The 21685-nt window shown below is 72.1% G+C and carries 19 protein-coding genes; 5 read left to right on the top strand and 14 right to left on the bottom strand.

Annotated features, from left to right (window positions below; genetic code table 11):
- Positions 1 to 244 precede the first annotated feature (244 nt).
- Together OG417_RS00380 and OG417_RS00375 are read left to right on the top strand one after the other, a co-directional pair.
- Complete coding sequence (locus OG417_RS00380; RefSeq protein WP_329247980.1) at positions 245 to 838, top strand: RNA polymerase sigma factor; 594 nt, start codon at positions 245 to 247, stop codon at positions 836 to 838.
- A complete protein-coding gene (locus OG417_RS00375; RefSeq protein WP_329247977.1) occupies positions 835 to 1830 on the top strand; it encodes a CU044_5270 family protein in 996 nt (331 codons plus the stop codon). The genes OG417_RS00380 and OG417_RS00375 overlap by 4 nt, the downstream gene beginning before the upstream one ends.
- 51 nt (positions 1831 to 1881) lie before the next feature.
- On the opposite strand, the gene OG417_RS00370 is transcribed toward OG417_RS00375, so the two are convergent.
- The 4 genes from OG417_RS00370 to OG417_RS00355 all read right to left on the bottom strand — a co-directional run bounded on the left by OG417_RS00370 (position 1882) and on the right by OG417_RS00355 (position 5834).
- Positions 1882 to 2988, bottom strand: a complete 1107-nt coding sequence (locus OG417_RS00370) for a ferritin-like domain-containing protein (RefSeq protein ID WP_329247972.1) — start codon at positions 2986 to 2988, stop codon at positions 1882 to 1884.
- A 69-nt stretch (positions 2989 to 3057) separates the two neighbouring features.
- Positions 3058 to 4071, bottom strand: coding sequence for a MarR family winged helix-turn-helix transcriptional regulator (locus OG417_RS00365; RefSeq protein WP_329247969.1), 1014 nt, complete (start codon positions 4069 to 4071; stop codon positions 3058 to 3060).
- 98 nt (positions 4072 to 4169) lie between these two features.
- On the bottom strand, positions 4170 to 5042 hold the full coding sequence (locus OG417_RS00360; protein ID WP_329247967.1) for an NAD(P)-dependent oxidoreductase: 873 nt from the start codon (positions 5040 to 5042) through the stop codon (positions 4170 to 4172).
- A 63-nt stretch (positions 5043 to 5105) separates the two neighbouring features.
- Positions 5106 to 5834: an IclR family transcriptional regulator gene (locus OG417_RS00355; RefSeq protein ID WP_442875734.1), complete on the bottom strand. Its 729-nt coding sequence runs from the start codon at positions 5832 to 5834 to the stop codon at positions 5106 to 5108.
- Positions 5835 to 6060: 226 nt separating this feature from the next.
- On the opposite strand from OG417_RS00355, the gene OG417_RS00350 reads away from it, so the two are divergent.
- The gene (locus OG417_RS00350; protein WP_329247962.1) at positions 6061 to 7401 is read left to right on the top strand and encodes a hypothetical protein; all 1341 of its coding nucleotides are present in this window, start codon (positions 6061 to 6063) and stop codon (positions 7399 to 7401) included.
- Between the two features lie 75 nt (positions 7402 to 7476).
- Positions 7477 to 7725 carry a TFIIB-type zinc ribbon-containing protein gene (locus tag OG417_RS00345; protein ID WP_329247959.1) on the top strand — a complete coding sequence of 83 codons (249 nt, stop codon included), beginning with the start codon at positions 7477 to 7479 and terminating at the stop codon, positions 7723 to 7725.
- On the opposite strand, the gene cydC is transcribed toward OG417_RS00345, so the two are convergent.
- The 9 genes from cydC to OG417_RS00300 all read right to left on the bottom strand — a co-directional run bounded on the left by cydC (position 7698) and on the right by OG417_RS00300 (position 17799).
- Positions 7698 to 9434 (bottom strand): thiol reductant ABC exporter subunit CydC, encoded by a 1737-nt coding sequence (gene cydC, locus OG417_RS00340; protein WP_329247957.1) that lies wholly within the window; start codon positions 9432 to 9434, stop codon positions 7698 to 7700. The genes OG417_RS00345 and cydC overlap by 28 nt on opposite strands.
- On the bottom strand, positions 9431 to 10933 hold the full coding sequence (cydD, locus tag OG417_RS00335; protein WP_329247954.1) for a thiol reductant ABC exporter subunit CydD: 1503 nt from the start codon (positions 10931 to 10933) through the stop codon (positions 9431 to 9433). The genes cydC and cydD overlap by 4 nt, the downstream gene beginning before the upstream one ends.
- 5 nt (positions 10934 to 10938) lie before the next feature.
- On the bottom strand, positions 10939 to 11787 hold the full coding sequence (locus OG417_RS00330) for a cytochrome d ubiquinol oxidase subunit II (RefSeq protein ID WP_329247951.1): 849 nt from the start codon (positions 11785 to 11787) through the stop codon (positions 10939 to 10941).
- A gap of 19 nt (positions 11788 to 11806) precedes the next feature.
- A complete protein-coding gene (locus tag OG417_RS00325) occupies positions 11807 to 12988 on the bottom strand; it encodes a cytochrome ubiquinol oxidase subunit I (protein WP_329247949.1) in 1182 nt (393 codons plus the stop codon).
- A 406-nt stretch (positions 12989 to 13394) separates the two neighbouring features.
- The gene (locus tag OG417_RS00320; protein ID WP_329247947.1) at positions 13395 to 14717 is read right to left on the bottom strand and encodes an FtsX-like permease family protein; all 1323 of its coding nucleotides are present in this window, start codon (positions 14715 to 14717) and stop codon (positions 13395 to 13397) included.
- Positions 14717 to 15385 (bottom strand): ABC transporter ATP-binding protein, encoded by a 669-nt coding sequence (locus OG417_RS00315; protein WP_329247944.1) that lies wholly within the window; start codon positions 15383 to 15385, stop codon positions 14717 to 14719. The genes OG417_RS00320 and OG417_RS00315 overlap by 1 nt, the downstream gene beginning before the upstream one ends.
- A complete protein-coding gene (locus OG417_RS00310; RefSeq protein ID WP_329247941.1) occupies positions 15382 to 15912 on the bottom strand; it encodes a PadR family transcriptional regulator in 531 nt (176 codons plus the stop codon). Before OG417_RS00310 ends, OG417_RS00315 begins: the two co-directional genes overlap by 4 nt.
- Before the next feature lie 82 nt (positions 15913 to 15994).
- Positions 15995 to 16678, bottom strand: coding sequence for a response regulator (locus OG417_RS00305; protein ID WP_442875642.1), 684 nt, complete (start codon positions 16676 to 16678; stop codon positions 15995 to 15997).
- Positions 16679 to 16680: 2 nt separating this feature from the next.
- Entirely contained in the window at positions 16681 to 17799 is a 1119-nt protein-coding gene (locus OG417_RS00300) for a sensor histidine kinase (protein WP_329247938.1), read from the bottom strand.
- Between the two features lie 142 nt (positions 17800 to 17941).
- On the opposite strand from OG417_RS00300, the gene qcrB reads away from it, so the two are divergent.
- A complete protein-coding gene (gene qcrB / locus OG417_RS00295; protein ID WP_329247937.1) occupies positions 17942 to 19555 on the top strand; it encodes a cytochrome bc1 complex cytochrome b subunit in 1614 nt (537 codons plus the stop codon).
- A 36-nt stretch (positions 19556 to 19591) separates the two neighbouring features.
- On the opposite strand, the gene OG417_RS00290 is transcribed toward qcrB, so the two are convergent.
- Positions 19592 to 21637 carry a WD40 repeat domain-containing serine/threonine protein kinase gene (locus OG417_RS00290; RefSeq protein WP_329247934.1) on the bottom strand — a complete coding sequence of 682 codons (2046 nt, stop codon included), beginning with the start codon at positions 21635 to 21637 and terminating at the stop codon, positions 19592 to 19594.
- Positions 21638 to 21685: the final 48 nt, after the last annotated feature.

Below are 21685 nucleotides of genomic sequence, written 5' to 3'. Positions count from 1 at the left end.
GCGAGCCGTCCAGGCCCCGCGCACAAGTCCCCGACACTAGGGGTCCGAGGGGCATGGTCACGTACAAGGCGCTGGTTTTTGTGCCCCATCTCACGGCGTATTGGCACGCAGCCAGTGATCGTATTACCCGCCGCAGCCACAATGCGGTGAAGTGTCGGCGTGAACCCATTCGGCCGGTTCGGGAGACAGGGGATGACAACTCGCTTCGAGCCGGAAGGCATGAGATGGCCCAAGGAAGTCCCGCATGATGGCGGCCCGTCCGGTCGGTGACCGGGAGTGCGACGACGCGGAGCTGATCGTGGAGTCCCACCGGGACCCGGAGATCTTCGCGACCCTGTACGACCGGTACGCCGCCGACATCCATCGCTACGCGGCTCGCAGAGTGGGCACCGGGCACGCCGACGACATCGTCGCCGAGACGTTCCTGGCCGCGTTCCGCCGGCGCAGCTTCTACGACACGAGCCGCCGGATGGCCCGCCCGTGGCTCTACGGGATCGCCACCAACCTCCTGGCCCGGCACCAGCGCGAGGAGGAACGGATGTACCGGGCACTGCAACGGACCGGTATCGACCCGCTGCCCGAGCCGATGGACAACGCCGTCGTGGCGCGCGTCACCGCCCAGTCGCGACAGCGGGCCCTCGCGGCCGCGCTCGCCGGGCTGGCACCGCGCGACCGCGACGCGCTGCTGCTGCTCGCCTGGGGCGGCCTGAGTTATGAGGAGATCGCCGAGGCCTTGGACGTGCCGGCGGGGACGGTGCGCTCCCGCATCCACCGGGCGCGCAAGAAGACACGCGAGGCACTCGCCGACGCCACCGACCTGATCGAGGAGGGACGATGATGGACGACCTGGAGCTGCTCGCCGAGCTGCGCAGCGAAACCCCGCCGATGACCGCCGAGACCGATCGCCGCGCCCGCGCGCGGCTGCTCACCGCCGCCGAGGCGGAGCGGCGGGGGACGCCGGCTCATACCCGGCGCGGCGTTCTCGGGCGCCGCCGGCTGCTGGGCATCGCCGTCGCCGGAGGACTCGCGGCGGCGGCCGCCGCAGCCGTCACCGTCGTGAACACCGGAGACCGTGCCGGCCACGTGCACCCGGGATCCACGTTGCCGGCGACGCCGGTCGCCAACGTCGCCGAACTGGGTGACCGCGCCGCACACGCCGCTGAAGCCTGGTCGTTCACCGCGCCCACGCCCGGACAGTGGATCTACATCCAGACGCGAAGCGCACCCCTCGCCGACCGCGCCGAGCCGAACGGCCCGGTCGCCACGCACCGGCGGCGCACCACGGCACAGTGGACCCGCGCCGACGGGCTACGGCAGGCGACGATCGAAGCGAGCGGCAAGCTGAGGATCGACAAGCTTCTCCCCGCCGATCCTCGATCTGACTACGCCTATCTCAGCGGCCTGCCCACCGACCCGGACCGGCTGCTCGCCACACTGCGCGCGTCGGCCGACGAACCCCTGGGCTCTCGCGACCTGGCGGTGTTCAGCAACATCGGCGTGTTCATGCGCGACGGGCTCATCCCGCCGAAGGTGCAGGCCGCGATCTTCCAGGTGCTGCCGCGCCTGCAGGGCGTCCAGCTGGTCCGCCAGGCCACCGACGCGGCCGGCCGTGCCGGAGTCGCGTTCGCGGTCGTCGAGGAGGGCTACCTGCGGGACGAGCTCATCCTCGACCCGAAGACCTACCGCTACCTGGGGGAACGGTCGGTCGTGATCAAGGATCACGTCAGCCGTGGCATCGACGGCGAGCTGCGCAGCCGCAAGGGCGAGGTCGTGCAGTGGTCGGCGCAGACCCGCATCGGTGTCGTCGACGGTCCGGGCAAGCAGCCCTGACCGACCGTACGGCCGGGCACCGCGACCCCCACCGGGTCGCGGTGCCCGCGGTCAGTCCTCGGATCCCTGGGCGATGGCCTCGTGGACCTCCTCGCGGCGTACGGCCAGCTCCTGTTCGGCCTTGGCCCGGTCGACCTCTTCGGCGATGTCCTCGTCCTGCTTCATGAGCTGGACCAGGTCGGCCTTGGCGTGGTCGAGCACGCCCATGTCGGCGTAGGCCTGCTTCACCTTGTCGCCCCACAGCCCGATGTCGCGGACGCACGGGACGATGCGGGTGAACAGCAGCGACTGGTAGAGCTGGTAGATCGGCCCGTTGTCGACGAGGTCCATGCACTCCTTGACCGGCATGTCGAGCGTCTCGAAGATCTCCTTGCCCTTGAACCGGTCGCGCATGAGGTAACAGCCCTCGACGACGAACTCCTCGCGCTCGGCGCGCTCCTTGGAGCTCAGCTGCGCGTAGTAGTCCTTGAGCGCCAGCCGTCCGAACGCCACGTGCCGCGCCTCGTCCTGCATGACGTACGCGAGAAGCTGCTTGACGAGCGGGTTGGTGGACATGTCGCGGTAGACGCCGAAGGCGGCGAGCGCCAGGCCCTCGATGAGCACCTGCATGCCGAGGTAGGGCAGGTCCCAGCGGCCGTCGGACAGCGACTCCTCCAGGAGCTTGGCCAGGTCCTGGTTGATCGGGTAGTACATCCCGATCTTGTCCTGGATGAACTTGTTGTACAGCTCGACGTGGCGGGCCTCGTCCATGACCTGGGTCGCGGCGTAGAACTTCGAGTCCATGTCGGGCACCGACTCCACGATGCGCGCGGCGACCGTCAGCGCGCCCTGCTCACCGTGCAGGAACTGGCTGAACAGCCAGGTGCCCTGGTGGCGGCCGAACTCATCGCGCGCCTCCTGCGGCATGCGCTCCCACAGGTCCGAGCCGGCCAGCGGGTTGAGCTCCTCGGGGAAGCCGGCGACGTTGTTCGTGTCGACGGGGATGTCCCAGTCGATGCGCTTCTGGGCGTCCCACTGCTTGTCCTTGCCCTTCTGGTAGAGCGACAGCAGCCGGTCGCGGCCGTCGTCGTACTCCCAGTTGAACCGGGCGGCCCCCGCGACGGGCACCTGCCACGTCGTCTCCGGGATCGGGGTCGTATAGCGATCACGCATCGTCATGGGGGAAACCTCCCGCGAACGCCGGGCTTTACATATCTTCGTAACACGTAAAGTCGGACCCCGCCAGCGTTATGCGTCGAAGAGTTCGGTCAGCCGTTCGGCGCGCGGGGTGAGCGACACCCGGACCTCCCGGCCGTGCCGTTCCCGTCGTACGAGGCCTGCGGCGGCGAGGCGTTCGCAGTGGTACGTGACCGCGCTGGGAGTGAGCCTGGTCAGAGTGGCCAGCTCGCCCATGGTGACCGGCCGGGACACCGCCGTCAGCACCTGCGCGCGGACCGGCCCGAGCAGGAGTTCGAGGGCGTTGCCGCCCTCCTGCGCGGGTTCGCCTCGGAACAGCCGCCCCGCGCCCGGCAGCGGGTAGCCGAGCCACACCGCGTCCGGCCGGTCGAGGCTGCAGATCAGCGCGTCGCCGCCGGAGACCATCGGCACCAGCACCAGCGGGCGTCCGGCCAGGTCGAACCGGGCGGGTTCGGGGTCGCGGATCTTCAGCACGCCGTCCTCGAACCGGCTGCTCGGGTGGATGCCGCCGAGGATCACGTCGAGCCGGCCGCGCATCGCCGCCGCGCCCACGCGTGCGACCTCGCGGTCCAGCAGCGGGCGCGCGTCCCGCCACACCGGCCGCATCGCCGCCCAGACCTGACTCGTCGCGGAGGCGTACGCGCGCAGCCAGTGCCGGGGCTGCCGGGCGACCGTACGCCAGTGCGGGGGCGGCCCGGAGCGGCCGAAGACGCCGTCGAGGTCGGCGAGCAGCTCGTCGGGCGAGAGGTCCCGCAGCCGCTCGATCTGCTCGTCGACCGACGTCTCGAAGATGGGGCTGAGCGGGCTCACGCAGTCGGGCGTGACCGAGTGCCCCGGCGCCACGAGCGGCCACACCGCCTGGGCCTGCGCCGGCGAGACGGCCGAGCGGATGCGCCGCCGCCACGACTCGGGCGCGCCCCGCCGGCGTCCGCCGAGGGCGTCGGTCGTGAGGGCAAGCACGGACAGGTACGGGTCCAGCGACACGCGTACCTTCGCGTCCCCGAGCCTTCCGACATGGAGTTCTGTCGCGTCCGGTCTGGTGACCTGCTGGGTGGATACAGTCATGTTGGCTCCCCCGTCGGTTGGACAGGTGGGACGCGGCCAGATGCCCTGAGGTTCCGCTAGGTCACCATTCTCCCGATCAGCGGCATTCGGTAGGTGCCTTATTCGCCGGTACCGGAGCTGCGGCGCGCCGCGTAGTAGACGGCGGCCATGTCCTCCTCGCCGTGGCCCAGCTCGACGGTGCGGCGGAACTGCTCGCGTACGCCGTCGGCGATCCGCGGGTTCGCCCCGGCGGCGCGGCCGGCCGCCGCGACCAGGCTCGCGTCCTTGGCGGCGCCGCTCGCCGGGAAGGACGCCGGAAACTCCCGCTTGATGATCGCCTCGCCCTTGAGGTGCGCGTACGGCGTGTCCATCAGGCCACCCTCGATCGCCTGAAGGAACAGACGCGGGTCCAGGCCGAACGCCTCCGCGAGCGCCACCGCCTCGCCGACCGCCGAGGTCAGGGCGAGGACCCAGCTGTTGGCGACGAGCTTGAGCCGGGACGCCTCGGTGCCCGCACCGATCCACATCGTGCGGGACCCGATCGCCTCGAAGATGCGGTCGACGCGCTCGTCGCGCGGGCCGGAGGCCAGCACCACCAGGGCGCCGTCCTCGGCGGGCTTGCGGGTGCCGAGCACGGGCGAGTCGACGTACGGCACGTCGCGCGAGCGGGCGAGCTCGGCCAGCCGGTCGGCGGCCTCGGCGCCGACGGTGCTCATCTGCACCCAGACCGCGTCCTCCTCCATCGCGGGCAGCACGCCCGCGATGACCTGCTCGACGGCGTCGCCGTCGTGCAGCATGGTCACGACCACGTCCGCGCCGTCGGCCGCCTCAGCGGCCTCGCCGCACACGTCCGCGCCGGCTTCGGCGAGGGGCTCGGCCTTGGCGCGCGTACGGTTCCAGACCCGTACGCCCAGGCCGGCGCGCAGCAGGTTACGGGCGATGGGCTCGCCCATGATCCCGGTTCCCAGTACGGCAACGGTCAAATTGTCCATGAGATCACTTGTACCCCACCCTGGACCGGCGGCCTCGGTGGGGATGGGCGTCGCGCCGGGGTCTTACGCCGAGAGGCTCTCCGACAGGCGTCCGGCCGTGCGGCGCATGATCGGCACGACGTCGTCGATGACGTTGAGTGGCAGCCGGCCCTGCGGGCCGGAGATCGAGATCGCGGCCAGGGTCGGCGTGCCGGTGAGGGGTACGGCGACGCAGCGCACGCCGATCTCCTGCTCCTCGTCGTCGAGGGCGTAGCCGCGCCGGCGGATCGTGGCCAGCTCCTTCAGCAGCGCCGCCGGGTCGGTGATGGTGTGCGGCGTGTGCGCGGGCAGGCCCGTACGGCCGATGATCTCGCCGGCCACCGCGTCGGAGAGCTGGGCGAGCAGGGCCTTGCCGACACCGGTGCAGTGAGGGTTCACGCGGCGGCCGACCTCGGTGAACATGCGCATCGAGTGCTTGGAGGGCACCTGGGCGACGTAGACCACCTCATCGCCCTCGAGCACCGCCATGTTGGCCGTCTCGCCGACCTCGTCCACGAGCTGTGCCAGCGAGGACTGCGCCCAGGAGCCCAGCAGCCGCTCCGCCGTCTCGCCGAGGTGGATGAGGCGGGGGCCGAGGGCGTACCGCTTGGACGGCTCCTGGCGGACGTATCCCCGGTTGACCAGCGTGCGCATCAGCCGGTAGATGGTCGGCATCGGCAGCCCGGAGGTCTCCGCCAGCTCGGTCAGGGCCAGCCGGCCGCCCGCGTCGGCGAGGTGTTCGAGCAGTTCGAACGCCCGCTCCAGCGAGCGCACGCCGGACGTGGCCCGCGCTCCCGTGTCATCCCCCGCCACCGGCTTCTCCTCTCCCGCTGACGGCATCCTACGAAAGGAACCTTTCATCAGGCGAAACAGCAGGGAGAGCCCCGCAGGTTACAATGCGTGGTGACCCGGCTATAAGACGTAACGACTCGCCTTGCGGGCGCACACGCTGCCCGTCCCCTCCGAGGCCGCCCGGCTCGACCCTGGGGGACGTCCCGCGATGAAGGTGACATCCGGCGCGCTGCTCGCCACGACGATGAGCACGGCCGGCGCGATGATGGGCCCTGCCCTGCTCGATGGCGGCGCCTCGGTCGCGACGCCCACCGTTCACCTCGTGACCTCGATCCAGGCCCTGGGCCCCGCGCCGGACGGCACCCGCTTCGCGGTGTCGGTGCGCCCGGTGGGCGGCACGGCGCACGCGGCGACGCTCGTGCTCAGCACGTTCGCCCCGGCCGCCTGGACGGCCGCGGCGCCGGGCTGCCTGTCCAGCGCCGACCGCACCGCCCTGGCCTGCGACCTGGGCGACCTGAGCCCACAGCGCTCCCGCACGCTGCGCGTCGCCGCCCGGCCCGGACAGGGCGATTCTGCCCAGGTGCCCGTCGTCGCGCAGGCCGGCGCGGCGAACGCTCCCTCGGTCACCGCGTCGCTCGGCGTCACCCACCCCGCCGCGATGCGGGTGGTGCACCCCGCCGCCCTGCGAGCCGCGCGTCCTGCCGCCCCGCAGGTGATGCACCCTGCCGCCCTGCGGGTCACGCACCCTGCCGCCCCGCGGATGGCGCACCGCGTCAGGGAACCCGATCCGTCGCCCTCGTTCGCCACGGACGCTTCCCAGGAGCCGCAGGCGTCGCCGGCCCCGGAGGCGTCCGCGGCCGACGTGTCGCCCGAGCCGTCGCCGTCCTTCTCCGCCGCCCCCTCCGTGCCCGTCTCGCCCGCCGCGCCGGTCTCGCCCGCCGCGCCGGTCTCGCCCGCCGTGCCCGTCTCGCCCGCCGTGCCCGTCTCGCCCGAGGTCCAGGTGCCGTGGTCGGCCGCGGTCGTCTCGCCTCGCCGCGTACGCCCGGCGCGCCCCGCACCCAGACCGGCGCCCCAGTCGGCGCACCCGTCGACCGCTTCCGCCACGCCCTCGTCGGCGGCGCCGCACGCCGACGCGACGCCGGGTGCGGGAGCGGGAGCGGGAGCGGGAGCGGCGGCCATCCCGCACGTTTCGGCGGGTCCGGAGGCTCCCGCGTCGCCTGCCGGGGTCCCGCCGGCGGCGATTCCGCCGGTCGGCGGTCCGGCGCTGCCGCTGCCCACCCTTCCCGCACCGCAGACGGCGACGCCCCGCACCGCGCCACGGCCCTCCCACAACGGCGTCTCCGAACTCGACACGCTCTCCCCGGCCGGAGCGATGCAGGCCGGACGCACGTCCTGGGCGACGCTGGTGGCCATCGCGGTGGTCACCGAGGCCGGGCTGCTCTGGCTCGTCGCGGGGCTGACGGTGATGCGCCGCCGCCGCGTCGGCGCCGTCTCCCGGCGGTCCGGCCGCCGGTCACTCCGGCCACTGCTGTCCCGCATCCGTCCTTGAAATGGCGATTCCCTGTGGCCGCCATGGTCACTAATCTTGCTGAATCGCACGATTCGTAGTCAGGGGAGCCGAACGATGGCTGACACGGGGTTGAACTGCCCGAAATGCTCAGGAAAGTGGGACACACACGACCGCAACGGCGTGGTGATCGAGGAGTGCGGGGGCTGCCAGGGGGTCTTCCTCGACCGTGGTGAGCTCGAGCGTCTCATCGACGCCGAGAGCGAGTACCTCGCCAAGCTCGACCCGGCGAGCGAGGCGGACACGTCGTACCACGGCCGGCACCGCCGCGGCATCATTCACCAGGTCTTCACGCCGGCCGAGTGATCCGTGTGGAGGCGTTCGGCCTCCCACAGGTCACGGTAGGGCCCGGCCACAGCGGCCAGCGCGTCGTGGGGACCGCGCTGAAGGACCCTGCCACGGTCGAGGACCACGACTTCGTCGGCCGCCTTCAGGGGAGCGAGGCGGTGCGTGACGAGGACGACCGTCCGCTCGTCACCGAGCATCTCGGTGACGAGCCGGTCGGCCGTCGGCAGGTCCAGCCCCTCCGCCGGCTCGTCCAGCAGCAGCACCGGCGGATCGGCGAGCAGCGCGCGGGCGAGCAGCAGCCGCTGACGCTGGCCGCCCGAGAGCAGGTCGTTCGCCACGAGAGTGTCCCAGCCGTCCGGCAGTGAGGTGATCCAGCCGAGCAGCCCGGCACGGCGCGCGGCATCCTCCAGCTCGGCGGCGGAGGCGCCGGGCCGCGCGAGCGCGACATTGGCCCGGATCGAGGCGGCGAACACATGCGCGTCCTGCGTCAGCCCGCGCACGGCCGCCCGGACGTCCGCCGCGTCGTAGGCGTCCAGCGGCGCACCGCCGAGCAGCACTGCTCCGCGCGCCCGCGTCTCTCCGGTGAGGACACCGAGCAGCGTGCTCTTCCCCGCCCCACTCGCCCCCACGATCGCCACCTTGCGCCCGAAGGGAACACGCAGGTCAACGCCGTCGAGCGCCACCGCCTCCCCGTACGCGACGCGCACACCGACGAGCTCGACCCCGGGCCGCGCGGGAACCGGTCGACGGCGAGCGCCGCGCCCGGAAAGCGCGGCAGGTTCCGGTGGCGCGGAGGCGAGGAGGGCGGTGACGCGGCGGGCGGCGGGACGCAGCTCGACGAACCGCCGCGCGGCGTCCGCCAGCGGCAGGACGGACTCCACCGCGACGAGCGCGGTCAGCGTGAGCACCGTGACCGCAACGGCGTCCGCGCCCTGGCGCCGGGCGACCCACAGCACGGCGAGCGCGGTCAGGCCCTGTACGGCGGCGCCCAGGGCGTTCACGGTCGCCTCGACCACCGCGGACCGGCGTTCGGCGCGCTCCAGCCGCGCGGCGGCCTCGTCCGCGCGCGCGACGAACCGCTCCGTCGCGCCGAACGCCGCCAGGTCGGTCGCGCCGCGCGCCACGTCCAGCCCGCGTACGGCCAGGTCGGAGCGGGCCGCGGCGACTCTCCGCGCACCCGCGCGGGACGCGAGGCCCGCCACGGCAGGCAGAGCCGCTCCGGCAAGGACGATCCCGGCGGCGAGCACCGCCCCGGCGGCCGGCAGCAGCACGACACTCAGCACGACCGCGGCGAGCCCTACGGCCCAGGAGACCACCGTCGGCAGCAGACAGCGCAGCAGCAGGTCCTGCACGGACTCAACATCGGCGACCATCCGCTGGACGAGGTCCGCGTCCCGCCCACCGGGAGCCGTCTCGTTCAGCGACGGGTCGGCGGAGCGGCGTAGTGCCTCGTACGCGCGTACCCGCAGGTCGGCGAGGACGCGGAGGGCGGCGTCGTGGCCGGTGAGGCGCTCGACGTACCGCAGACCGCCGCGGAACAGGGCGAACGCCCGTACACCCACGATGGCAAGGGCCAGCGCGGACAGCGGCGGCTGCTGCCCGGCCCGTGCGATGAGCCAGGCGGCGCCGGCGGTCAGCCCGAGCGCGGACAGCTCTCCGCCCACGCCGGCGGTCGCCGCCCAGACCAGCGCGGCGAGCCGTCTCCTGCCGATCAGCTGGGCGATCACGCGGCCACCTCGCGTGAGGTCAGGTGGACGACGCGGTCGGCGACCGACAGCAGCGCCGGCCGGTGCGCCACGAGCAGCGCGGTGCGCCCGTCGAGGAGCCGCCGTGCGGCCTCGGCGACGAGTGCCTCGCCGCGCAGGTCGAGCCGGGCCGTGGGTTCGTCCATCACGACGATCGGCGCGTCCATGAGATGGGCGCGGGCGATCGCGATGCGCTGCCGCTGCCCGGCGGACAGCCCGAGCCCGCGTTCGCCCAGCTCAGTGTCGTACCCGTCCGGCAGCGCCGCGACGAACTCGTGCGCGCACGCGGCCTCGGCGGCCCGGCGGACCTCGGCGTCGCTCGCGTCCGGGCGGCCGAGCCGGATGTTGTCGGCGACCGTCCCGGCGAACAGGTGCGGCGCCTGCGGCACGTACGCCACGTGCCGCCGCCACGCGGGCAGGTCGAGTTCGGCGAGGTCGACCCCGTCCACGAGGATCCGGCCGGACTCCAGAGGAGCGAAGCCGAGCACGGCCCGCAGCAGCGTGCTCTTGCCCGCGCCGCTCGGCCCGGTGAGTGCCACGCGCTCTCCGGGTTCCACGGTCAGCGAGAAACCGTCCAGCGCCGGCGCGCGGCCGTCCGCGTAACGCACGACGACGTCCTCCACCGCGATCCGCCCCGGCCGGACCCGTACGGCACCCGGTGAAGGGCCGTCCTCGGCGAGTGCCGCCTCGACCTGGCCGAGCACCGCGCGTCCCTCGGCGGCGGCGTGGAAACGGGTGCCGAGCGACCGCAGCGGCAGGTACGCCTCGGGCGCGAGCAGCAGCACGAGCAACGCCGTCCGCAGGTCCAGCGAACCGTCGAGGAGACGCAGCCCGGCGGGCACCGCGACGAGCGCGACCGACAGCGTGGCGGCGGTCTCCAGCACGAACGAGGACAGGAACGCGATCCGCAGCGTCCGCAGGGTCGCCCTCCGGTGGCCGTCGGCCATCGCGCGCACCACCTCGGCCTGCGCCCGGTCCCTGCCGTACGCGCGCAGGGTCCCCAGTCCGGTCACGACGTCGAGGAAGTGCCCGCCGAGCCGGTGGAGCAGGCCCCACTGCCGTTCGGTCGCCTGCCGCGTGTGCAGGCCGACGAGCGCCCCGAAGACCGGGATCAGCGGCAGCGTCACCGCCACGATCAGCGCCGACGCCGGGTCCGCGACCACCAGCCGTAGGAGCACGGCGACGGGCACCACCGCGGCGGCGTACCGCTGGGGCAGGTAGCCGGCGTAGTACGGGTCCAGGGCGTCCAGGCCACGGCCCAGCAGCGTGACGTCGGCGCCCCACGACAGGAGCCGCCCGCGCAGCGCACGTTTGCGCCGCGCGGCGGTCCACCCGCACACCGTGCCCTGGCCGAGCGTGAGCGCGGCACGTCCGGCGACGACCGCGGCGAGCGGCAGCAGCAGGGCGCTCCCGGCCAGGACCCGGGACAGCAGGTCGGCCTGGGCCACCACGAGGAGGCCCTGGGCGAGCGCGAGCAGCACGTACGTCAAAGGTACGAGGGCCCGTCGACCCGGCCGCGGAACGTCCACCACACCCACGCCTGCGCGGCGACCAGCAGGGGAAGCATGACCCCCGCCACGGTCGCGGTCAGCCCGGCGCCTTCGGCGACGGTGGCGTCCGGCAGGTTCACCGCCGCGAGCAGCGGCACGACGACGATGGCGAGCCCGGAGGACACCAGCGCCGCGCCGTACCGCCCGGCCCCCAGCGCGGCCCACGCCAGCACCAGCAGCAGGGCGAGCCCGGCCGCGTACGGCGCGGTACGTCCGAGGTGGTCGGCCCCGGCGCCGAGCGCGCAGGGCACCCCGGCCACCAGCGCGGCCGGCGCGATGCGGCGGGCGAGCGGCGTGCGGGTGCCGAGCCGCAGCGCCGCGAAGACCGCCCCGTGCAGCGCGAACAGTCCGCACGACGTCACCGCGAACAGCGGTGCCCCGCCGCCCATGAGCAGCCCGACCGCGACGCCCCACGACGCCGCGACCGCCCAGCTTCCCGCCACGGTCGCCCCGTCCCAGAACGCGCGCCAGGCCGCGCCGTCGTCCCGGCCGCGCAGCCACAGGCCCATGTCGCGGACGATCCAGCCCGCGACCAGCACGACGAGCGCTCCCCAGACCCGGCCGAACACCTCGGCCTCCAGGCCCGGGAAGAGCGCGGTCAGCAGGCCGCCCGTGGCGACCAGCCACACCTCGTTGCCGAGGAAGAACGGCGCGATCGCCGCGAGCGTCAGCCGCCGGTCGCGGCCGAGGAAGGGCAGCAGCATGCCGACGCCGATGTCGGCGCCGCCCAGCACGAAGTAGCCGATGCCGAAGAAGCCGAGCAGCGCGTACGCGAAGGTGTCCACGGAAAACAGCTCCGGAGTCTCAGAAGGAGGGAACGGGCTCGAGGCCCTCGGCCGGCGCGGGGGCGCCCAGCGTGACCGCGTCGGGTCCGCGCCGGGCGAACCGCCGCAGCAGGACGATGTTCACGACCGCCAGGACGGCGAACAGCGCGCTGACGCCGACCGTCGTGGCCAGCATCGCGCCGTGCCCCATCGGCCGTACGGCGTCCTCGGTGCGCAGCACTCCCCGGATCAGCCACGGCTGCCGGGCACCCTCGCGGTAGATCCAGCCGGCCATCATCGCGACGTACGGCACCGGGAGGGTCATCATCACCGCGCGCAGGAACGCCCGCCCGCGCAGCAGCCACCCGGTGAACGGCAGCTTGACCAGCGCCGCGACCGCGACCCAGAACATCCACAGCCAGGCCGTCATCATCAGTTCGCTGGCGATCCCGCTGAGCACGGACTTGTCCTCCGACCCCGGCACGATGGAGAACTGCAGGCCCCCGAACACGGCCGACGGCACCACGGCGACGACGGCGGAGACGAGCCCGATCCGCAGCGAGCGCCGGAAGAACTCCGGGTCCACCGGCGCGCCGAGACCGGCGCGCCGCAGGTGCCAGGCGCTGACCCCGGCCATGAAGAACCCGGCGACCAGGAATGCCCCGGCGGTGATGTGCGCGAGCGGCAGCAGCGCGGCCGGATTGGTGAACAGGTCGGCCGCGCTGTCGACGCGCAGCTCGCCGCCCACGCGGAGGAAGCCGACGGGATGCCGCAGGAAGCCGTTCGCGACCAGGATGAAGTATGCGGAGATGTACGCGGTGAGCGTCACGCCCCAGAACACCGCGAGGTGCGCGTAGCGGTTCAGCCGGTCCCAGCCGAAGATCCACAGGCCGAGGAACGTGGCCTCGACGAAGAACGCGACGAGCGTCTCCAGCGCGAGCGGCGCTCCGAACACGTCCTGCGCGTGATCGGTCAGACCCGGCCAGTTCAGCCCGAACTGGAACTCCATGAGCAGCCCGGTCACGATCCCGACCGCGTAGTTGATCACATAGAGCTGGCCCCAGTAGCGCACCATCCGCAGCCGCACCGTGTCGCCCGTGACGACCGCCCGCGTCTGCATGATCGCGACGAGCGCGGCGAGCCCGAGCGTCAGCGAGACGAACAGGAAGTGCGTGCCCGCCGTGATCGCGAACAGCAGCCGGGCGAGCGACAGTGTGCTCAACGGAAGCCCTCCAGGTCGTGTGCGGCCAGCCGATACCGGCCGGTCTCACTCAACCGGAGGAAACCTCGCGAACGCGTCCGGCTACGCGCTACATGGCGCGTACATCCGGAGATGCAGGGGAGTTGGCGGCGTACATCGCGGAATGTACGGGCCGCTCAGCCCGCCCGGCTGGACCATATGACGCGCGATATTCGGCGCCGACGCGTTTGACACGGCATCCCGGCACCTCGGCCGGTCTCGCACCATCGCCGCCGGAAACACCGCACCGGTCATCCTCGCCACGGCCGTGCCGGCCGGCACGCAGTACAACTTGATCTGCAACGGCACGGCACAAAGCCGGCAGGTGCTGAACGGCACGATCACCGAGACCTCCCGAGTGGCCCTCGGCCTCCGGCCGGTGCGCTGATCATTCCGTGCGTAGGCGGCCGGGGGAGACCGCGCGCCCGAGCCGTCTCCGCGACGCCCTGGTGGTGAGTGTCGCAGCCAGCAGGCCGAGGGCGGTCATGAGGACGGCATTGGTGACCGGCCACAACGCCCAGGTGTCGTTGTACAGTGCCCCGGTATCGGCCAGGCCGACAAAGCCGATCAGCGCCGCGATGCAGCAGGGCAGGACCGCGGCGATGATCCCCTGCCGCGCGAGAACACGGCGCAGCCGGCCGTCGGCGACGCCGGTGGCTCGCAAATTGGCCAGCACCGGGCCATGCTCCATGAGGTACTCGGCCTGGTGCACGAGCAGGGCAGCGGCCGCCGCGGCCATCGCCACAAGCAGCGCCAGGTTGACGAGGGTGAAGCTGGTGAGCCAGAACGGATCGAGCGTGTGCCGTTGGTCCATGATCCCCGCTTCGATCCACCCGGTGCCGCTGCCGATGGCCACGGCCAGGCTGAGGACGGCCATCGTGCGGCCCCAGGGGCGGGCGTCGGCTTCCAGGGCGCGGGCCGCGAGCAGGGTTTCCGCCGAACGTGCTCGGCGCCCGGCGATTCGGGCGGACGCCCAGACCAGCCGGCTCGTGGAGAGCATCAGCCCGACGGGGATCAATCCGGCGCAGAGTATGAGGGAGTACGGGCCGTACGGGACCGGAACACCGACGAAGCGGGCGACCATGGGCACGCAGCCCAGTACGGGGACCAGGAGTACATACGGGCCGGGTGGCCGCCGGGTGGCGCGGCGGGTCACGCCGAGCGGGCTGGTGATGACGTGGCGCCCGGCGAGCAGGCCGGAGACGGTGGCGACGGTGATGACCAGAGCCATCGCGGCCAGGCCCAGGGCAGGAGGCACCCCGGAGGCCGTCGTCGGCAGGTGGAGCAGCAGCCCGCGGATCGACCACTGCAGCAGGACGTAGGCGATGGCGCCGCACACCGTGCCGAGCGCGGCGGAGCGGGTCGTCTGCAACACGCCGAGCAGCCTCACCTCCGCCGGTGTCGCCCCGGCAAGGCGCAGTGCGGCGAGCCGTCGCTCCCGGTCCGCGGACGCCAGCCGCCCCGTCTGGTAGAGGAAGGCGGCGATCGGAAGCATCATCAGGCCGAGCGCGAAGGCGGTGCCGGGACGCGTGCCACGGTTGGCGATGGGGCCCAGCCGGTCGTCGAGTTGCCCGTGCAGGGCGAGCACGTTGGCCGCTCCGAACAGGAACCAGGTGGCCAGCGCCGCCCCGGCGGCGATGAGTCGGGCGCGGGCGCGCTCGGCACGTGACCCGCCGCGTCCCAGCATTCCCGCGACTCGCAGAAAGGTCATCACGCGACCACCCCGGCAGCGGCCCCGTCGCGTACCACGATCTCCCGGTCCGCATGTGCGGCGACCTGGTTGTCGTGGGTGACGATGACGACCGTGGAGCCGTTCACCCGGGCGGCTGCCAGCAGCAGGCCCAGCACCTTTTCGCCGGCGACGGAGTCCAGCGCCCCGGTCGGCTCGTCGGCGAAGACCACCTTCGGGCCGGTGACCAGGGCGCGAGCCACCGCGACACGCTGGAGCTGCCCCCCGGACAGCTCCCCGGGCCGCGCGTCCGCAACGTCGAGCGAGTCCATCTGCTCCAGCCAGGCACGGGCCACCGCCGCGGACTTTTCACGGCCGTCACCGTTGAACAGCAGCGGCAGCGCGACGTTCTCCGCTGCGGTCAGCTCGGGGACGAGCCTGCCGAACTGGAACACGATGCCGAACGCCTCACGGCGCAGCCGGGTACGCGCCGCCTCGTCGAGCGTGTCGATCCGTCGCCCGTCATAGTGGACCTCGCCTGTCTCGGGGCACATGATCCCGCTGAGGCAGTGCAGCAGCGTCGACTTGCCCGAGCCGCTCGGTCCGGTGATCGCGACGACCTCGCCGGACCGGATCGCGACGGACACGCCGCGCAACGCGTGCGTACGACCGAATGATTTCTCGATGTGGCGGGCTTCCAGCAAAGTCATGGGCGGATCTCCTTGGTGAGTTCGCCGATGCGCTGCCGGGCCGTCTCCAGCCAGCGCAGGTCGGCGTCGAGGTGATGCAGGGCGTAGTCGGTGGCGAGGAGTTCACCCGCCGAGATCCCGGCGGTGTTCTTCCGCGCGGTCAGCTCGCGCATCCGGTCGAGGTGGGCGGCACGCTGCCGCAGCAGGTATCCGTCCGCCGCGCTCTCGGCGATCAGCGCCAGGACGATCCGCGTGAACAGAGCGCTGGAGACATAGGGCGCGGGCGGTTCGATCTCGGCCAGCCAGCGGCGCACCTCGTCCGTACCGGCGCTGGTGATCTCGTAGACGACGCGTTCGGGTCCGCCCTCCTTCGCGGTGCCGCTCACGGCGACCTTTCCGTCGCGCTCAAGGCGCTGCAGGGTGGCGTACACCTGCCCGTACGCGATCGGCTTCACTCCGGGAAACCGATCATCGTGCTCGCGTTTGAGCTCGTAGCCATGTTTGGGCCGCTCGGTAAGCAGGCCGAGTAGGACATGCCCGATAGACATGTGAGCAACTATACATTCAATGAATAGTTGGTCAGGCGAGATCGCCCTCTCCTCCCGAACGACAGGGGTGAGGCCGGGGCGCTCAGCCGAGCCAGCCGGGCCGTACCATCCCCGACTCGTAGGCGAGAACGACGAGCTGGGCGCGGTCGCGGGCGCCGAGTTTGGTCAGTACGCGGCTGACGTGTGTCTTCGCCGTGGCCGGGCTGACCACGAGGCGGGCGGCGATCTCATCGTTGGACAGGCCGCCGGCGACCAGTGTCATGACCTCGCGCTCGCGTTCGGTGAGCTGTTCGAGATCGCGCGAGGGCGGCGGAAGCTTGATGCGGGTGGCGAACTCGGCGATGAGGCGCCGGGTCACCGAGGGGGCGAGCAGCGCGTCGCCGCGCGCCGTGACGCGCACTCCGTGGATCAGTTCGACCGGGTCGGTGTCCTTGACGAGGAAGCCGCTGGCCCCGACCTTGAGTGCGGTGTAGACGTAGTCGTCCAGGTCGAAGGTGGTCAGGATCACGACCCGCACGTCGGACAGCCGCGCGTCCGCGGCGATCCGCCGCGTGGCCTCCAGCCCGTCGAGCACCGGCATCCGGACGTCCATGAGGACGACGTCGGGCCGTACCCGCTCGGCGAGCCGCACCGCCTCCGCGCCGTCACCCGCCTCGGCGACCACGGTGATGTCGTCCTCGCCGTCGAGGATCGAGCGGAAGCCGGCCCGTACGAGCTTCTGGTCGTCGGCCAGCATGACCCGGATCGGGGAGCCCATGTCGGTCATGATCACATCGTCTCGGTCAGGGGAAGCGAGGCGCGTACGAGAAAGCCGCCGCCGGGGCGCGGACCCGCGGCCAGCGTGCCGCCCAGCGTAGCCGCCCGCTCCCGCATGCCCCGGATCCCGTTGCCCTCGGCCTCGTCGGCGCCCGTGCCGTCGTCGCAGACCTCGACCACCACCTGGTCGGGCCGGTAGCGCACGAGCACGGTCGCGGTCGCCTCGCCCGCGTGCCGCACGGCGTTGGTGAGGGCCTCCTGCACGATGCGGTAGGCCGCCAGGTCGACCGGTGCGGGCAGGTCTCGCCGGTCGCCGGAGACGACGAGCCGCACCGACAGCCCGGCGTCCTCGGTCTGGGAGATCAGGTCGTCGATCCGGCCGAGCGAGGGCGCGGGGCTGAGCGGCTGCGCCTCGTCGACCTGCCGCAGCACGCCGAGCGTGGTGCGCAGCTCCCGCAGCGTCTGCTTGCTGGCGTCCTTGATCGCGCCCAGGGCGTCGTACGCCTGTTCGGGGTCGCGGCGGTGGAGGGCCGCGCTGGCCTGCACGTTGATCAGCGAGATCTGGTGGGCGAGCACGTCGTGCACCTCGCGGGCGATGCGCAGCCGCTCCTCGGTGGCGCGCCGCCGGAACTCCTCCTCGCGCGTGCGCTCCGCCTCGTCCTTGCGCTGCCGGGCCTCGATGAGGTACGCGCGGTGGTAGCGGAACACCTCGCCCGCGCACAGCACCACGAGCACCCAGGCCAGCACACTCACGAACCGCCCGATGTGGGGCGGGCCGAAGGCGAACTCCGCCGAGCCGAACACCGCCAGCCCGGCGGCCGTACCCAGGTAGCCGGCGAGCCGGTGCCCTTCCGCCACCGCGAGGAACGACGCGACCGCGAACGTGAGCATCTCCGGCCCGTCGGGGAACGGCCCGATGTAATAGAAGGCCGTCGAGAGACCCGCCAGGCTGACGGCGAACAGGGGGAACCGGCGCCGTACGGTGAGCGCGGCGACCCCCAGGACGACCATCGCGTACGCCTTGATGTCACCGGTGTGGAAGCCGTGCGTGTAGAAGACGGTGCCGGCCAGCACCACCGCTCCGACGACCGCCGCGAGCACCAGATCACTGCGACGTACGAACCTGTCCACGCCGAAAAGGTACGCGACCGGGACGACGGCTCCGAGGCGAGTGGCCGGACAATTGCGTATTTGCGCAGGTCATCCGGGTATTACTGGATGAGGGGACCGATAACCGAGGACGGTCGAGCGGCCGTCGGATCTGGAGATCGGTATGGCTGCTAGACCGCTCAACGAGGCGGCCCGGGGGCTCGACGAACGGTTCGGCCTGGCCGGATTTTTGAAGAAAGCGGCGAAGAAGGTCTTTCCCGACCACTGGAGCTTCCTGCTGGGCGAGGCCGCGATGTACTCCTTCGTGATCATCGTCGTGACCGGGATCTTCCTGACGCTCTTCTTCAAGCCCAGCATGACCGAGGTCGTCTACAACGGTTCGTACGTGCCGCTCCGCGGCGTCCGGATGAGCGAGGCGTACGAGTCGACGCTGCAGATCAGTTTCGACGTGCGCGGCGGTCTCCTCGTACGACAGCTCCACCACTGGGGGACGATCGTGTTCCTGAGCGCGATCATCGCCCACATGCTGCGGAACTTCTTCACCGGAGCCTTCCGCAAGCCGCGCGAGCTGAACTGGGTGATCGGCGTCATCCTGTTCCTGCTGGTCATGATCAACGGCCTGTTCGGCTACTCGCTCCCGGACGACCTGCTGTCCGGCACCGGCCTGCGGATCCTCGAGGGCGTGCTGCTGGCGATCCCGATCGTCGGGACCTACCTGACGCTGTTCCTGTTCGACGGGACGTTCCCCGGCGACGCGATCATCCCGCGGCTGTTCACGGTCCACATTCTGCTGATCCCGCTCATCCTGCTCGCCCTGATCCCGTTGCACGCCGTCGTCCTCACCTGGCGGCAGACCCACACCCAGTTCCCCGCCAGGGGCCGTACGAACCGCGTCGTGGAGGGCAAGCCGTTCTGGCCGTCGTTCATCATCAAGACGCTGGCGTACCAGCTGTGGGTGTTCTTCGTGATCGCGCTGCTCTCGGTGGCCTTCCAGGTCAACCCGATCTGGCTGTTCGGCCCGTACAACCCGGGCGCCATCAGCGCCGGCTCACAGCCCGACTGGTACATGGGCTGGCTCGAGGGGTCGCTGCGGCTCATGCCGAGGTGGGAGATCGACGCCTTCGGCCACACGGTGCCGATGAACGTCCTGATCCCCGCGCTGTTCATCCCGGGACTGCTGTTCACGGCGCTCGCGGTGTACCCGTTCCTCGAACGCTGGGCGCTCGGCGACTACGAGATCCACCACCTGCTCGACCGCCCGCGCGACATGCCCGTGCGTACGGGCATCGGCATGGCGGGCGTGACGTTCTACGGCCTGCTGTGGATGGCCGGCGCCAACGACATCATCGCCAAGACGTTCTACATCCCGCTGTACGGTACGACGTGGTTCTTCCGGGTCGGGGTGTTCGTCGGGCCCGTCCTCGCGTTCGTGATCTCCCGCCGGATCGCGCTGGGCCTCCAGCGCCGCGAGGTCGCGATGCTGCGGCACGGCGTCGAGTCCGGCAAGATCTTCCGCCGGCCCTCCGGCGAGTACGAGGAGCCCGACCATCCGCTCGACCCGGAGGCGGAGGCGGTCATCCGCGGCCGCCGCGTGCCCCGCAGGCTGCCCGAACCCCGACCGGACCAGGCCGGTGTCGAGCCGAAGGAGGCCCGCCGCCCGTCGGCCCGGCTCCGCCGCCGCCTCAACCGCCTCTACACCGAGGACGTCGTCCCGCTGCCGAACGGCGAACACGAGGAACGCCCGGCCATCGAAGCGGAGAGACCGCCGCCCCACTGACGGTTTCATCGGGCGGTTCTTTTTCATCGGGCGGTTCTATCGGAACCGCCACAGCCGGATCGTCTTGTCGTCGCCGCAACTGGCCAGCGTGTAGTCGGGACTGAACGCCACACCCTCGACGTAACCGGTATGCCCGGTGAGGGTGGCGATGGCGCGTCGGCCGGTCACCTCCCACACCCGTACGGTCCTGTCCGTGCCGCCGGTGGCGAGGAAGCCACCATTGCGGCTGAACGCCACGGACGACAGCGCGCCGGTGTGCCCGCTGAGTGTGGCGATGATGCGTCGGCGTCCGACATCCCACAGGCGTGCGGTCCGGTCGCCGTTGCCGGTGGCGAGGATTCCGCCGTCGGGACTGAACGCCACGGCGTTGACACTGGCGCCGTGGCCACTGAGCGCGGCGACGCGGCGCCGCTTGGCCGGGTCCCACAGCCAGACCCGGTTGGAGCCGTTGGTGGCGAGCGTCTTGCCGTCCGGACCGAACGCCGCGGCATCGACGACGGGGGTGTGCCCGGTGAGGGTGGCGACGTGGCGGCGCTCGACCGGGTCCCACAGCCGGATGGTGCCGTCGCCGCCTCCGCTGGCCAGCGTCTTGCCGTCGGGGCTGAACGCGACAGCGCCGACCGCGGAGGTGTGCCCTTCGAGCGTGGCCGTGAGGCGGCCCGTGGAGGTGTTCCACAACTCGACCGTGTGTGACTCGGTGCCGGCGGCCAGGATCCTGCCGTCCGGGCTGAAGGCCACCGACGTGACGGCGCCGTTGAACGCCAGGGTGGCGACGGCGCTCTGGGTGGCGACGTTCCAGATGCGGATCCCGTCGTGCCCACCGCTGACCAGGAACCTCCCATCGGGACCGAAGTCCACCCCACGGACCTCGGCGCTGTGCCCGCGAAGAACGGCGGCGAGTTCGAGATGGGAGGCCGTCGCGTGCCGCGCGTGGAACCGATAGTAGAGGCCGGCCGGCACGGTCACGGCGGCGAGCGCACCGACGCCCGTCAGCAGGACCGCACGGCGGGTCATCGGGTGCCGATCGGCCGTGTCTCCCGGCGCCATCACCCCCGATGCGGGAGCGGCGTCTCGCGGTGCCATCACCCCGGGCGCGGCGTCGGGCTCGGGGCCGGCAGTGGGGGGCTCGGGGGTGGCGGTGGGCAGCGGGGTGGCGGCGACCGCTGCCGTCACGGTCGGTTCGGGGTCGGCCCCGCCCGTTGCGATGACGGTCGGCTCGTAGGTGGGGTCGGACGGTACAGCCGCGAATGGGACGTCGGCTGGGATTTCGTCCTTCGGTGGACCGGCGAGGGCGGGCAGTACGTCATTGGCGGTCGGGCGCTGCTCGGGATCCTTGGCGAGTGCCGCCGCGATGAGATCGCGCAGGGGCGTGGGGACGCCGGACAGATCGGGTTCGTCGGTGAGGATGCGGTGCATGACCGCGGGCACGCTGTCACCGCCGAACGCCGGCCTGCCGACGGCGGCGTAAACGAGCGTGACGGCCCAGGAGAACATGTCCGAGGCCGGACCGATCCGGCCGCCGGCGATCTGTTCGGGAGACATGTAGGCGGGCGTGCCGATCAGGCCGGTCGACTGGGTGGTGACGTGGTCGAGGGCACGGGCGATGCCGAAGTCGATGACGCGCGGCCCGTCCGGCCCCATGAGAACGTTGCTGGGCTTGACGTCGCGATGGACGATCCCGGCCCCGTGGATCGCCGCGAGCGCGGCGGCCGTATTGACCGCCAGCCGCTCCAGCGCCCCGACCTCCCGGGGACCGTCGCGAGCGACCAGCTCTCTGAGCGATTCGCCGGGAACGTACTCACTGACGATGTACGGCTGGGCGCCGTTGATGGCCACTTCCAGCACGCGAGCGGTACAGAACCGGGCGACCCGGCGCGTGGCATCGACCTCTCGTACGAACCGCCGTAAGGCCCGGTCGTCCCCGGCGAACCTGGCGTGCAACACCTTGACCGCCACACGATCGCCGTCGGCGTTCTCCCCGAGGTAGACGGCACCCTGGCCACCTTCACCAAGAAACCCGGTCAGATCGTACGACCCGATCGTCTCCGGATCTCCTGGTCGCAATGGCAACGGATCCGGCATCCCCACCTCCCCGCACATCGTGCCACCGATCAGTGCGGGACGTCAGGC

The sequence above is a fragment of the Actinoallomurus sp. NBC_01490 genome, from assembly GCF_036227085.1.
GTDB classification, from domain to species: domain Bacteria; phylum Actinomycetota; class Actinomycetes; order Streptosporangiales; family Streptosporangiaceae; genus Actinoallomurus; species Actinoallomurus oryzae.
This window is presented reverse-complemented; position numbering and strand designations above follow the sequence as displayed.

What these genes read in the sequence shown, in the direction of transcription:
- OG417_RS00380 (WP_329247980.1), top strand. Translation starts at nt 245, where the DNA reads ATGATGGCGGCCCGTCCGGTCGGTGACCGGGAGTGCGACGACGCGGAG.
- OG417_RS00320 (WP_329247947.1), bottom strand. Translation starts at nt 14,717, where the DNA reads ATGACCTTTCTGCGAGTCGCGGGAATGCTGGGACGCGGCGGGTCACGT.
- OG417_RS00345 (WP_329247959.1), top strand. Translation starts at nt 7,477, where the DNA reads ATGGCTGACACGGGGTTGAACTGCCCGAAATGCTCAGGAAAGTGGGAC.
- OG417_RS00360 (WP_329247967.1), bottom strand. Translation starts at nt 5,042, where the DNA reads ATGGACAATTTGACCGTTGCCGTACTGGGAACCGGGATCATGGGCGAG.
- OG417_RS00315 (WP_329247944.1), bottom strand. Translation starts at nt 15,385, where the DNA reads ATGACTTTGCTGGAAGCCCGCCACATCGAGAAATCATTCGGTCGTACG.
- OG417_RS00365 (WP_329247969.1), bottom strand. Translation starts at nt 4,071, where the DNA reads ATGACTGTATCCACCCAGCAGGTCACCAGACCGGACGCGACAGAACTC.
- OG417_RS00310 (WP_329247941.1), bottom strand. Translation starts at nt 15,912, where the DNA reads ATGTCTATCGGGCATGTCCTACTCGGCCTGCTTACCGAGCGGCCCAAA.
- qcrB (WP_329247937.1), top strand. Translation starts at nt 17,942, where the DNA reads ATGGCTGCTAGACCGCTCAACGAGGCGGCCCGGGGGCTCGACGAACGG.
- OG417_RS00305 (WP_442875642.1), bottom strand. Translation starts at nt 16,678, where the DNA reads ATGACCGACATGGGCTCCCCGATCCGGGTCATGCTGGCCGACGACCAG.
- OG417_RS00350 (WP_329247962.1), top strand. Translation starts at nt 6,061, where the DNA reads ATGAAGGTGACATCCGGCGCGCTGCTCGCCACGACGATGAGCACGGCC.
- OG417_RS00370 (WP_329247972.1), bottom strand. Translation starts at nt 2,988, where the DNA reads ATGACGATGCGTGATCGCTATACGACCCCGATCCCGGAGACGACGTGG.
- OG417_RS00375 (WP_329247977.1), top strand. Translation starts at nt 835, where the DNA reads ATGATGGACGACCTGGAGCTGCTCGCCGAGCTGCGCAGCGAAACCCCG.
- OG417_RS00290 (WP_329247934.1), bottom strand. Translation starts at nt 21,637, where the DNA reads ATGCCGGATCCGTTGCCATTGCGACCAGGAGATCCGGAGACGATCGGG.